Below are 12,206 nucleotides of genomic sequence, written 5' to 3'. Positions count from 1 at the left end.
CATTTGACTTGACATCTACCGTAAGGCCCTGCAAGCCGGCGGAGCGTACGGCCCAAATCTGATCAAGAGTGATCTCATCTTGCAACTCGGTCAGAATGACCTCGCCGATCTCACGACCCCGAATCCTCTGGGCGTCGCCGGAATCGAAGACATCATCCCGTTCGGCGTCGCGGTCGCCGCTGCACACGTCTACTGCCAAGAGTTCGTACCCACCGTGGACGTCGTCGCCCTTCAGCTCGATCAGTCGCAGGTCTACGACGACGCGGTCAAGACCTCGCCGAACCGGGGAACGCTGAAGTACCTCGAATCGGCCATCGGCGCGCGAACCGGAACACCCAGCTTCCATCTGGACAAAGTGGCCTTCTCTCGGGCGGTCATCGACGTTCTCGCCGGCAAAATGCCCGGGCTCACTGCCGCTCCTGACGACATCAAGGTGGCCCATGAAAACTTCCGGATTCTACTCACAGCGCTTGCCAAAGCACAACGGGACGCGGAACGGGCTGAAAGTGTCGAGAAAATTTCGAGCAGGATCAATCGAATCAAACGCGACTTTGTTCGGACGCGCCGCGGTTCCGCCCGCCGCGAAGATGTCCTCAATCTGATCGAGGAGATCTCTAGCCAACTCGACAACTCGCGCGAGGCCGAAGATCTGCGCCGGCAGATGCGTGGCTGGGAGGAGGACTTCGCGTTGCTGGTCGACCCCCGGGAACCGGTCGAAGACTTCGCCGCGCTGCTCAGAGCGATCCAATCGCTGGCCTACCGCGCCGTCCGCACCTCGGCCCGCACCGACACGTGACCGGCGCCCTCGCCCAAGCCGGCAACACGACCGTGCCGAACAGGTCGCGCGACCCCTCCACCCAGGTCCAGGCACTGGCGGGCGTGGCGGCTGCGCTCGCCCCCGGCCGGCAACCGTACGGCGGCAGCGGCGAGGCTTCTCGGGAAAGCTCTCGGCATTGGCGACTGGACCCCGTCTGCCACTCGCTGTCATCGCTGACGTGAGTCCAGACACGGTGCGCGTGATTGCGGATGTGGTGGTCAGAAATGTCGAACGCTGACCACGGGTTACAAGAGGATCCGAGGCGAGCTTCTCAAGTTCGGCCACCGCGTCAGCGCATCCACCATCAGGTTGACGGATTCCGCTGGGCCGCCCAGTGACCTGTCCAGATCACGGCTCCCGCATCGTCGTACCTTCGGACCTGAGGCGGTGGAGTTCCGCGGTGATCCACGCCGGTCGTCGGACCGTTGTCCTCGGCTGCGATCCCGCGCCCACCGAGATCACGAGGCTCGCGCGGTGAGCACGGGATCGGGGCCTGCCCGTCGATCACGTGGCCGGTTGGGGCATACCGTCGAGGCGGCTGGAGACGTTTTCGATCTGGCTGTGGATGTCGCTGCGTAGCTGCGCGACCAGTTTGCGCGCGGTGGGAGTACCGACATGGAGGCGCTTGCGCAGTGTTTCCGCGGAGATCGGGCGCTGGTACTGCTGCCAGTGCAGCACGTCTTCGGCCCAGGCCCGATGGAGCAGATCCTGATCGCGTGCCATGCTATCGGTCTGGAGCGTGCCCTTTCGCGCCGGTCGCATCTCGGTGGTAGCAGGCCGTTCTCGCTGCGCGTGGGGTTCGGCTGCCACGAAGCCGTGCGCGCCACGGCCCGCAGGTGCACCATCCAGCATTATATCAGACCGGGCTGGGCGCATGGCCTGAAGGAGTCCCGGGCCGACCTCCGACCAGCCGATCAGCAGCAGCGGGCCGACGGCGTCGAACGTGGCCTTTCCGTAGTGCCCGGCCAGAAGGGGTTCCGCCACGTTGAGGGCGAGCGTTACCATGCTCGTGAAGATGAGAAGACGTCGCGCTGATCGCAAAACGTTTGCCGGGCCGCCGTGCACGGCGAGGTGCCGCGTGCCGAGCAAGAGCGCGACTACCGACAGGTCCACGGCCGGGGCGACCAACGGTGCCACCCAGATCGGGACGCCAAGACGCAGGCCGAGGGCAAGTACATTGCCGAAGCCGAACAAGAACGTCAACGCGACAACAATCCCGACGATGACCGTCACCAGACGGGCCGGAGTCTCCGGAACCGCCAGGTCGACGGAACGCCTGTTCGATCCGCTTGTCGATGTTGCCGGCCTGGAATTCACTCGGCATCATCCCTGGTCAGGGCCCGGGTAGCGACCGGCCGGACAGTGATTTCAGGGCCAGCAACCAAGATCAATCGGTTCGGATGCTGGTACACATGGTCCACCCCCGTGACCTGCGCGAACAGGCCACATAGATCGCCATTAAGAGCTATGAGATGTTCTGGTGGTGACATGGTGGTGACGTTGCGACGGCAACTACATGTCGCTCTTTCGGTTGTGGTTACGGACTGTAAAAACTGATGATCGACGGCATGTCCGCATCCCGGGGCTGTTGTGGCTTCCCTGGCGCACCCGATGTGCGGCAGCCTGGCGACGGCGGGAGGAGAGGTCTGCGATGAGCCGGTATGCCTACGACCCTGGCCAGCGTGCCCTCCTCGTCTCCTGAGCTACTGGAACCGGGGATCTGGCCGCAACCGTCGCCACGCTCCCCACGGCCGTTGTCGAGCGCGACGCCTTCCGGTTGGCCGAACAGTTGACCTTCCTGGCTGCGGCGGCGTGGCGTACCTACACCCATCCGGCCAGTGCCACACCGAGTCTGCGTGTCGGCAGCGAAGGCTGGCGTCGCGCCAGCGACCGCACAGCATTCGCCAGTGTGCTCGCCGTGATCCGGCGCCCTCACCTACCTCACAACGGCACCCTGCTGCAGTCCTATGTGATCGTCGAAGAAGCTGCACACCGCGTCGGGCGCGCCCTCCACGCGATCGGGAACCAGAACCTCGCCGAACAGATTCTCGCTGATGTCTCCGCGGAGCTCGACGCCGTCGAGCAGGCTGAACGCGGTGATCTCTCCGGACGGGCCCGCCAGGCCATCGCCCTGACCCGCGCCGACGCCTCCCCCCTCCAGGTCGCTGCCGCCGACGTGCTCCTGGCTGACAATCCCTTCGGGGACAGTCGTTTGTTCACCGAGGTGGAGCCCACCGCCGCCGCGGTCGCAGCCGCTCACTGGCTGCACGTCGCCGCCACGGTCACGGCACGCCAGACCGGACTTGATCCCACCCAGGTCCTCGTTGAGGCGGACAATATCGAGGCGCTTCCCCACGAAAGTCCCACCGTCGTCCTGGAACACATCACCGCCGGGCAGACAGCCCGCCTCGCTGTACTTCAGCTGATTGCCGAAGCCATGGTCGTCGCTGAGGGAGGGATTCCCGACCTCGACGTGCTGCTCGCAGCTGTGGAAAGTGCGTATGCCCGGGCGGAGGCGTTCGGTGAGCAGGCAGAGGAACTCCGGGAGGCGCTGATGCCCCGTCGGCTTACGCCGCTGGACCCGACCCGGCCCGCTACGGATCTTCTTGAAGACCTGATCGCGGGAATCCACGGCTGCTGGCTGCTCTATCGCGACTACGCCGACATCGAATCCGACATTGTCGCCCTCAGCGGGGTGGATGATCCTGACGGCGACAGTACCGGCGACGAACTGGTCGAGGAACGCATCACCACTGCATTCCTCGACCAGATACGCGTCGAAGCAGCCTCACGACACTCCGAACTGCTCTGACTGGCTGGCTTCCGGGGCAGGCTGTGACTGCGGCTGGTTATTTTTCTTTCTGGTCGTGTTCGACCGTCTCGTCGGCATCAAGGTCATCATCGGCCGCAGCGGTCGGTGATCCGGGGAGAGGCGTGTGGTGGGTGCGGGGGACCAGGTCTGCGACCGCCTCCGCAGCGTCTCGGTCAACTTCCTCGAAGATTGTCGTGTAGACGTCGCTGGTGAACTGGATGCTGGCGTGTCCAAGTAGTTCCGAGACCAGCTTGAGATCGCGTGTTGCCCGGTAGGTAAGGCTGGCCGCGGTATGGCGAAGGTCGTGTAGTCGGATGGGTGGCAGCGGTCCGAACGTGAGTGCGGTCTCGATGGCGGCGGCGGGCATACGGTGCCGTCGCGCCAGAAACGCGGTGTCCCGGTTCTTCTCCTGGTGTTCCTGCCGGATGGTGTTGAACCGGGCGATGAGCCGGTCGAACCGTTGTGATACCCCGTTCGGGTTCAACCGACGGCCATCCTCGTGGGTGAACACCCGACCGCAGTCGACCCAGTCCGGTCCGTAGGCGAGACGCTCGGCGTTCTGAGTCGCGCGCCACGCGAGCAGGACGGCGACGGTGCGGTTGTCGAGGCTGATGGGACGGAACCCGGCGTTGCTTTTCGGGTCACCCCATTCGTCCTCGTTGAAGTCGGCGGGGTCTGGCAGGTTGTCCAGGACGTAGGCCGAACCGGCGTCGAGGTCGACTTCGGCCCATCCCAGGGCGACGGCCTCGCCTCGGCGGGGGCCGCGGTAGGCGATCAGATGCCACAGGGGGTAAAGTCGGTCCGCCGCGGCGAAGTCAAGGAAGGCTCCGGCCTGTGCGGGTGTCCACACCATTACCGGGGATGGTCGTCGTCCCGTTTTCTGCCAGGTTGTGATGCGGCCGGTGGTCCATACCAGTGGTTTCGGGGCGCGTCCGGAGGCCAGTTCGACGTACTGTGCCGGATTGTGCGGGATCTTCCGGCGTTTCACGGCGTTGTTGAACGCGCTCATCGTGGTCGCATGCACCCGACGAATCCGGGCCGGGCTCATGGGACGTCGGCGGTCTGGGCTCTCCTGGCGCACTTCGAGAAGACGCCGCAGCAGGGGCGAGGGTTTGTGTTCCTTCGATTTGTGACCAATCTGCCGCATCGCCGCGTAGAGCTGCTCCACATGATGGTCACGCAGGTCAGTAAGCCGAAGATGACCCAGGCCCGGCTTCAGGTACAGCCGGATATGGCTTTCGTATGACCGGCGGGTCGAGGGCCGCAGCTTGACCTTCCCGTCCAACCAGTCGTCCAGATACTGGGCGACGGTCAGTTCCCGGTCGGTCTCGGTGTGTCCACCGGTATGTAGTCGGGCCAGTGACTTGGCCAATTCGGTTTCAGCGATCCCACGGGTCGGGAAGGAGCCACCCATCGTTCGTCGTCGACGGCCGTTCTGGCCAGGTGGCACGTCGTGCAGGAACCACCAGGCACCGTGATCCGACCGCTCCAGCCTGGGACAGCTACGGCCGATCTTCTGGCCAGACTGCGGATCACGGCACCCGCACCGCTTGAACACCGAGCCCTTCACCGGGTTCGGCCTTCCTGCCAGGGAGACCGCTTCGCTGGTACCACGCTGGATGGCCGTGGCCTGGTATGCGTCTTCACACGACGGGCATAGATGTTCATGGTCACCTCGTTTCCGGTTTCACTTACGGGGTGACTCGCGCGCCAGCAGACGGTCCCCGTCGTCCAGACCCCACCTCGGCTGGCAAAAGCTCCAGGCCGGACCTGAGATTGTTGGAGGTGGCGAGCGAGAGGAAACAGGGTCGACAATTCACGGCGCAGACGGTCCGGTCCGGCGTCATCGTCCATGACATCGCCATGGCCTTCGCCGTAGACACTGCAGGCAGTGGACTTATGCCGTAAGCGCAGGCTCGCCGAACCTCAACACCTCCCTTCGGTGCGGCTCCGGGAGGATCTTCATCGGTCGAGGACCTCCATGAGGATGCCCGTGCCGTCGGCGCCGACATCGGCCGGCAGGTTCTGCCGTCCGCTGCGTGTGCGCCAGCGGCCCACGACATCCCGCGCACGCCGAAAGGAACGGGCCAGCCGGTGCTCGCTAAGCAGGCCGTACAGCTGCTGCTCCACTCCGCGCCGGACGACGAGAACCCTGCCGTCGGGAAGGGGCATGCGGTGGCTGATGCCGAAGAACTCAAGGTCGGGCCCAAGCCGGAAGGAGGACCGGATGCTGGTGAAATCCGGCGGGGGTGAGACATCATCGTCGAGCGGCAGCTGACCCGATGTCGGCGGTTCAGGCCGCAGCCAGGCCGGAAAGTAGGTGTCCGCGCCGGCTCTGTCACCGGCGTACAGCAGAGACGTGAAGGCGGAACTCCGTGCGAGCATCTGCAGCAACCACCGTCGGCGCTCTGCCGGGACCTCCAGGATGTCGGCCGCACCCCGGATCGGCCGGAGCAGCTCCTCGGAGCGCCAACCGGCTTCGGCTCGTCTGCGTGCGATCTCCTCATCGCTGAGCTGCTCGCCGGACCGGTGGATGTCGGCATCCAGATAGGTGGGGTGGCGCCGGGGGAACAGGAACGGTTCCGGATCCTCCGTCACGATGTCGTCGAATTCACCTGCCGCTCCGGAGAGGAGGTTCTCGTCGCCCGGAGGGTCGAAGACGTGACAGGATATTCCGGCCGTGTCCAGCTTCGTGGCGACCATGAGTCCGGGGGGTGTGCGACCGTCGATCCGAAGGGTTGACAGCTGCACGCTCGCCTTTGCGAGCTGCGCCCTGATCCTCGACATTTCGCCATGCGTGCCTTTGCATTCGAGCAGGTAGATCTTGGTGTGAAAGCGACCTGCTCGCAGTTGGGTGCCGAGCAGGATGTAGTCGGGTCTGCCGAGACTGGAGCCGGCGGAGCGCACTGAGTGACCCAGGGCGGACCCGTCGGCCAGCGCTACCTCCGCGTCCATCGCCTGGAACCGGAATCCGGGGTGGCGGCTGTTCAGCACCGCCCGGGCGACGACCATCGCGAACCCGATGCCCAGGTGCTCGGACTGCGCGGTCTTGTGGTGGTGCACCACGCGGCTGGTGTCACCGATCGCCAGCTGTGGGAGCGTGCTCACCCCACGGGTACGGGTGGTGAGGGCGCCGCAGTAGCGGACCTGCGCCCAGTGCCGCGCCATGTCGGAGAAGGGCCCGTCGGGGTAGAAGGTGGTCGCGACACCGAGCTCGCGCAGCACGTTCATCGGGCTCGTCCGCACCCAGGGCCGGACCCGTACCAGGCTGGGATCCTGGCGGTAGAGATACAGCGGCTTGGTTGTGGCCAGCTTCGCTGCCGTCTCCGCAATAGCGGCCTGCTCGCTTGGCTCCGACAGTGTTGCCACCACGCCCGGTCTGCCCATCGCCGCGAGGACGTCGCTCATATCCACTGTCGGCTCCGGATGGTCACTGCGACCCGACGGCTGCGCCTACCAGGACCATCAGCCCGCTGAGGACGAGGAGCGAGGAGACGGTGAGGTTTCGCATCGTGATTCGGCGGGGCGCGCCGTCGAGAACGGCCTGCACCTCGCTCTCCCGCGGCGGGATGCGCATCGCCAGCGCGGCACGATGAAAGGGAGACACCTCGTTCGGCGGCCACATCACCGCGCGTAGATCCCGGCGCTTGACCGGGGCGTGGCTGTTGCACCCGGTGAGCCAGCCGTTCACCCACATCTCGCAGATGCCGCCATCTGTGCGATAGGCGCGGCAGAGTGTCGGCCATCGAAACGCAAGCAGGAACGAGATGACGAACATTGCGGCGAATACCCAGGGCCAGGCCACTCCGATCCCCAGCGCCAGCCCGCCGGAGGCAATCGCAAGATAGGCTGCCACGTGGAGGTTCTTCCGCTCGCGCCGACTGAGACTCCGGGTGCTGCGAGGCTGCGAGCGGCCGCGTGGCCGTTTCGATCGGGGCGCGGATCTCCCGCACGCTGGTCTGTTTTGCCGGCCCGAGGGGCGGGAACGTCCAGCGGCCACGACGGACCTCCGGTTCGGGGGAGAAACAATGTCACTTTCTTGATCATTGTGGCGTGTGCGGTGAACGCGGACGAGAAAGAAAACGTGCAGGCAGAGGTGACCGGCAGGGATGGCGACCCAGGTATTTTTAGCACACGATGTGTGGTGTGTGAGGTCGAATCCGGAAGAATTCGCCGGCCGTTCTCGTCGCTTCCGGCCATCCGCCCGCCGGGTGTTCGCAGCCCTCAACGCCGACGCGCTGGACACGGCGCGGGGCATCGCCCCTGGTCGGGGCTCGGGTGGCGACCGGTCGGACATGATTTCAGGGCCAGCAGCCAAGATCAAACGGTTCGGATGCTGGTACACGTGGTCCACGAGCCGGCCCGTCATGATCGCCGACCTTGCGCGGTCTGTCAGGCCCACCAGCACGCCCCGGCGCCCGATGTTCGCTCGAATCGGCCGGCGAAAGGATCGAAAGACGAGTAGCGTCTCTCATCGGATACGCGTCGCCGTCGTGGTGGAGGGAGAATGGCGAACTTGCTGGCAGGCCGGCTGATCGAATCGGCGCGGCTGGAGGCGGGTCTGTCCGGGGCTGAGCTTGCGCGGCGGGCGCGCACGTCGCGGCCGACGTTGGCGGCCTATGAGCATGGGGTGAAGTCACCGACGTTGGAGACCGCGACGCGGCTGCTGGCGGCGGCGGGCTTCCGGCTCGACGCGGTGCCGGTGCCCTCGTTCGAGGTCGTGGTGGACGGGCGGGGACGGCCGTTCACGGTGCCGGATCGGCTGCCTCGGCTCCCGATCCGGCAGGCGTTGGCACGGGTGCGCCTGCCCGTCCATCTGAACTGGTCCGACCCCGATCGGACCTACGACCTCACAGACCGTCGGCAGCGCCACCGGCTGTACGAGATCGTCCTGCGCGAAGGGACGGCGGAAGAAATCCTCGCCTACATCGACGGGGCGCTGCTCGTCGACGCCTGGCCGGAGCTGGTCCTTCCCGCCCGGATCCGGCGCGCCTGGGAACGGGCCGCCCTGCGGTGATCACGTCGTTGCAGCGGGCGGTTGCGCGGATCTTCTTCGGGCTGCCCGAGAGCGCGGGCTTCGCGGTCGCGGGCGGTGCCGCGCTCATCGCACGTTATCTCGTCGACCGCGAGACCCGCGACGTCGATCTGTTCACCGCCCTCCCGCCCACGGCATCGATCCCCGACACGGCAGCGGCGTTCGAACGCGCGGTGGCTTCGCAGGGCTGGGCCACCCGACGGGTCCAGCTCACAGGCAGTTTCGCCAGACTTGTCGTCGAGGCAGGCAGCGAGGCATTGATCGTGGATCTCGGCGTCGACAGCCCGCCGGACGAACCACCCACCCTCACCGAACTCGGCCCGACACTCAGCGCCCATGACCTGGCGGCCCGCAAGACCCTCGCACTGTTCGGCCGAGCCGAGGCACGCGATTTCACCGACGTGCACGACCTGGCGAACGTCTTCACCAAGGAGGAACTCGTCCACCTCGCCCAAACCCAGGACGGCGGCTTCGACCTGCAGGTGTTCGCCGACATGATCGAACCATCGGCCGGTTCACCGACGACGATCTGGGACTGCCCCACCCGGCCGCCGAGCGGCTACGCCACTTCTTCCACACCTGGCGTCAGGAAATCACCGGCGGATGAGCGGCGACCGGCGTGCCCCATCCGGATTTCAGCTCGACCGCGCCCACGATCGCGCTCACCGGACGGGCCGCAGCGTCCGGACCCGCCAGACCTGAGGAACATGTGTTCGACTCGGCGGATGATGTCGTCGGCCGGAGACTCACTGGGCATCGCCCCTGGTCGAGAGCCTTATGGAGACCGGTCGGACAGTGATCTCGGGACCCTGCACCAAGATCAAACGGTTCTTATCGTGGTGCGTTAGGTCCACCGAACATCTGATCATGCCTTTTACCTGCGGTAATGCGATTTACGATCTATCTCGTTGAACTCTGATCGCTGGATCGATGCTGGCCAGGACGTGGATGACCGGTTCGAGTCCCGTTGGAACGACCATCTTGTCGTCGCGCGAACCGCTTGCTTGGCAGCAGTCCCAGCTCGTCGGGTTCCGTCCCGCTCTGGGAGGGACCTTCCGGCCGTAGTTGTTCGTGCCCGCGATCCGGTCCAGGTCCGTGCCGGTCGGCGTGCGGCCCTTGGCCCGCCCGGTCGAGTAGTACGCCCACATCCGTCGTTCGGCGGTTGGCTCGGCCGGCGGGCGAGCCTGGTNNNCGGCCGGCGGGCGAGCCTGGTCCGGGACCATCGCGAGACGCACCAGCAGTCTGGCGGGGCTGGGCTATGGCTCAGCTGCCTCGAGCGGCTGGCTGTCGAGCTTGCTGTGAGGGCCGCTGCGTAGCTGGGCGACCAGGGTCCGGGCGGTGCCGGCGCCGACGTGGAGTCGTTTGCGTAGGGACTCGGCGGAGATCGGGCGTTGGTGATTCTGCCAGTGGAGCACATCCTCGGCACGTGCGCGATGGAGCGGTGGGGCGCGGTGTCCGTCAGCGGGCAGCTGCCAGCAAGCGGCCGGCGTAGAATCGAGCGAAACGAGGATGTCGATCGTTCCGATCGTCTTGGAGGCCGTTCATGACCGCGCCCGCCGGACCCGAGCCGCTCCACGACGAGACCTACCTGCCGGACGAGGACACCGGCGAGATCATCGACTTCCTGGCCGCGCTCCGCGACCGCGGCCGGCGGACCGCCGANNCCGCGGCCGGCGGACCGCCGATCCTCGGCCTCGGCTCACCGGCCCGGACGGGCACAGCGTCGAGCTCCCCCAGCCGATGTTCGATGTCCTCCTGCAGGTCGCCGCGGCGATGAATGCGGGCCTGGCCGTCACGGTGGCACCGCACCATCTGACGATGTCCACCCAGGAAGCCGCGGATCTGCTCCGTATCTCCCGCACCACACTGGTCCGGCTGCTGGAGAACGGCGCCATCCCGTTCGAGAAGCCCAGCCGCCACCGCAAGGTTCGCCTCGACGACCTCCTCGAGTACCGCCGCCGCCAACGCCACGCCGCCGATCTCGCCTTCGCCGACATGGTCGCCGATACCGAGCGTCTCGGGCTCTACGACGTCAGCCCCGACGAGACCCGGGCGGCGCTGAAAGCCGCCCGCAGTAAAGCCGAAGGCTGACCAGATGTTCTCCGCGCTGCTCGACACCTGCGTCCTGGTGCCCAGCAGAGCCCGCGACGTGCTGCTTGAGATCGCCAGCACCGGTGCCTACCGGCCGCTCTGGTCGAGCGAGATCCTGGACGAGCTCGAACGGACCCTGCACACACTGCTCGGTAAGCGCGGAATCTCGGCAGAAGAGACCGACGCCTACCTCACCCGCCTCTTCCGGCAGATGAGGATCGCCTTCCCGGACGCGCCCGTGACCGGCTGGGAACGGCTCGTGCCGACCATCGAACTCCCCGACCCCGACGACCGACACGTGGTCGCCGCCGCCGTGGCCGGCCGAGCCGACGTGATCGTCACCGACAACCTCGCGGACTTTCCCCCCGCTGCGCTGCCCGCACGCCTGACCCGCCAGTCCCTCGACGACTTCCTCCTCGACGAGCTCGACATCCACCCAGACCTCGTCGTCACGGCCGTTCGTGCCATCGCGGCCAGGACCGGCAGATCCGGCCCCACGCTGACCGCCTACGACATCGCTACCTACCTGCATACCCACGGCGTCCCAGCATTCGGCGAGCACCTTCTCGCTGCACTCGATGCGAGGACAACATCGGCTCCGTAGTGACCTAACCCGGCTCGTCAACGCGGCTACGGTACCGACGATCACGGTCACGAGACGGGCCGAAGCGTCCGAAACCGCCGGACCTGCGGAACGCGCGTTCGATTCAATAGATGATGCAACGGTCGGCGCGGTCACGGGCATCGTCCCTAGCCAGGGCCCGGGTAGCGACCGGTCGGACAGTGATTTCAGCGGCGTTCACCGAACTCGCCCAAGCAGTCTGATCAACGCGGCGTCCCGGGCCTCGGTGTGCCGCGCGACCGCAGACGCGACAGCGCTGGCGGAGGCTCGTCTGGTGTGACCCAACGACCCCGGCCTCCAGCAAACCCGGGACAGCTCACGGCGAGCATCGAACTCGGGCCGGAAGGCGTCACTCGTCCCGGGTCCTCAGCGCCGGCTCGAGGCCTGCGGAGCGTCCTGGTTCGGTCCGTCTTGAACATGTCGTCCTGAATGTGGCCGATGGGGCGGCCCCGTTGGCCGCGGTGAACAGCGTTTGGTGGGCGTGGATGAAGTCATCGATCGGCCGCGGCGGCTTCCCGGTGAGCCGCTCCTGCTGCCTGCCACTGGCTGGTGCCGAGCGCGAGGAACGCCGCCTCGACGCCCTCGAAGGCGCGCCGCAGCACGGCCGGATCATCGAAGGCTCCATCGACGATCTCGAACTCGGTGGAGTTCCCGCCTGAGTCGACGAAGCTCGCCACCACCTTCTCCCGGTTACGGACCAGCGCTCTGACCGGGACGTGGTCCTTCCGGAGTAGATGGGTCAGGTGGCCGGCGACCCGGCCGGTCGCCCCGATGACAAGGGTGATCACGGTGGGTCCCTTCGGTCAGGCGGCTGGTTCGGCCGAGCCGG

General features: G+C 66.5%; 11 protein-coding genes and 1 pseudogene. 6 read left to right on the top strand and 6 right to left on the bottom strand.

The annotated features are described in order from the left end of the window. Positions 1 to 79 precede the first annotated feature (79 nt). Positions 80 to 796, top strand: coding sequence for a hypothetical protein (locus tag FrCorBMG51_RS22660; protein ID WP_047225034.1), 717 nt, complete (start codon positions 80 to 82; stop codon positions 794 to 796). A gap of 525 nt (positions 797 to 1,321) precedes the next feature. On the opposite strand, the gene FrCorBMG51_RS22655 is transcribed toward FrCorBMG51_RS22660, so the two are convergent. Further along, the gene (locus FrCorBMG51_RS22655) at positions 1,322 to 2,134 is read right to left on the bottom strand and encodes a hypothetical protein (protein ID WP_047225033.1); all 813 of its coding nucleotides are present in this window, start codon (positions 2,132 to 2,134) and stop codon (positions 1,322 to 1,324) included. A gap of 460 nt (positions 2,135 to 2,594) precedes the next feature. Here FrCorBMG51_RS22655 and FrCorBMG51_RS22650 point away from each other — a divergent pair, with 460 nt between their 5' ends. Beyond that, on the top strand, positions 2,595 to 3,629 hold the full coding sequence (locus FrCorBMG51_RS22650; RefSeq protein WP_052914956.1) for a hypothetical protein: 1,035 nt from the start codon (positions 2,595 to 2,597) through the stop codon (positions 3,627 to 3,629). Between the two features lie 37 nt (positions 3,630 to 3,666). Here FrCorBMG51_RS22650 and FrCorBMG51_RS22645 read toward each other — a convergent pair whose 3' ends face one another. From FrCorBMG51_RS22645 to FrCorBMG51_RS22635, 3 genes are all read right to left on the bottom strand, one after another. Continuing rightward, positions 3,667 to 5,043, bottom strand: a complete 1,377-nt coding sequence (locus FrCorBMG51_RS22645; protein ID WP_052914955.1) for a site-specific integrase — start codon at positions 5,041 to 5,043, stop codon at positions 3,667 to 3,669. 548 nt (positions 5,044 to 5,591) lie between these two features. Continuing rightward, entirely contained in the window at positions 5,592 to 7,037 is a 1,446-nt protein-coding gene (locus FrCorBMG51_RS22640; protein ID WP_047225032.1) for a hypothetical protein, read from the bottom strand. A 22-nt stretch (positions 7,038 to 7,059) separates the two neighbouring features. After that, positions 7,060 to 7,485 (bottom strand): hypothetical protein, encoded by a 426-nt coding sequence (locus tag FrCorBMG51_RS22635; RefSeq protein WP_047225031.1) that lies wholly within the window; start codon positions 7,483 to 7,485, stop codon positions 7,060 to 7,062. 651 nt (positions 7,486 to 8,136) lie between these two features. Here FrCorBMG51_RS22635 and FrCorBMG51_RS22630 point away from each other — a divergent pair. Continuing rightward, positions 8,137 to 8,646, top strand: a complete 510-nt coding sequence (locus FrCorBMG51_RS22630; protein ID WP_047225030.1) for a helix-turn-helix transcriptional regulator — start codon at positions 8,137 to 8,139, stop codon at positions 8,644 to 8,646. Continuing rightward, complete coding sequence (locus FrCorBMG51_RS22625; RefSeq protein ID WP_047225029.1) at positions 8,643 to 9,512, top strand: nucleotidyl transferase AbiEii/AbiGii toxin family protein; 870 nt, start codon at positions 8,643 to 8,645, stop codon at positions 9,510 to 9,512. Before FrCorBMG51_RS22630 ends, FrCorBMG51_RS22625 begins: the two co-directional genes overlap by 4 nt. A gap of 408 nt (positions 9,513 to 9,920) precedes the next feature. Here FrCorBMG51_RS22625 and FrCorBMG51_RS32135 read toward each other — a convergent pair. Further along, positions 9,921 to 10,103, bottom strand: a pseudogene (locus FrCorBMG51_RS32135) (hypothetical protein); the annotation flags it as partial. A gap of 301 nt (positions 10,104 to 10,404) precedes the next feature. On the opposite strand from FrCorBMG51_RS32135, the gene FrCorBMG51_RS28735 reads away from it, so the two are divergent. Next, entirely contained in the window at positions 10,405 to 10,755 is a 351-nt protein-coding gene (locus tag FrCorBMG51_RS28735; protein WP_047225026.1) for a helix-turn-helix domain-containing protein, read from the top strand. Between the two features lie 4 nt (positions 10,756 to 10,759). Further along, entirely contained in the window at positions 10,760 to 11,359 is a 600-nt protein-coding gene (locus tag FrCorBMG51_RS22605) for a PIN domain-containing protein (RefSeq protein WP_047225025.1), read from the top strand. Between the two features lie 509 nt (positions 11,360 to 11,868). Here FrCorBMG51_RS22605 and FrCorBMG51_RS34225 read toward each other — a convergent pair. Continuing rightward, positions 11,869 to 12,165 carry an SDR family oxidoreductase gene (locus tag FrCorBMG51_RS34225; RefSeq protein WP_076845167.1) on the bottom strand — a complete coding sequence of 99 codons (297 nt, stop codon included), beginning with the start codon at positions 12,163 to 12,165 and terminating at the stop codon, positions 11,869 to 11,871. Positions 12,166 to 12,206 lie beyond the last annotated feature (41 nt).

Origin of the sequence: Protofrankia coriariae (assembly GCF_001017755.1) — a bacterium.
GTDB lineage: Bacteria > Actinomycetota > Actinomycetes > Frankiales > Frankiaceae > Protofrankia > Protofrankia coriariae.
Note: the sequence above shows the minus strand (reverse complement) of the source record. Positions and strands in the feature narration are given on the sequence as shown.

Excerpts from the sequence above, each read along its gene's own strand:
- FrCorBMG51_RS22645 (WP_052914955.1), bottom strand. The coding sequence starts at position 5,043 with ATGGGTGGCTCCTTCCCGACCCGTGGGATCGCTGAAACCGAATTGGCC.
- FrCorBMG51_RS22640 (WP_047225032.1), bottom strand. The coding sequence starts at position 7,037 with ATGAGCGACGTCCTCGCGGCGATGGGCAGACCGGGCGTGGTGGCAACA.
- FrCorBMG51_RS22630 (WP_047225030.1), top strand. The coding sequence starts at position 8,137 with ATGGCGAACTTGCTGGCAGGCCGGCTGATCGAATCGGCGCGGCTGGAG.
- FrCorBMG51_RS28735 (WP_047225026.1), top strand. The coding sequence starts at position 10,405 with ATGTTCGATGTCCTCCTGCAGGTCGCCGCGGCGATGAATGCGGGCCTG.
- FrCorBMG51_RS22605 (WP_047225025.1), top strand. The coding sequence starts at position 10,760 with ATGTTCTCCGCGCTGCTCGACACCTGCGTCCTGGTGCCCAGCAGAGCC.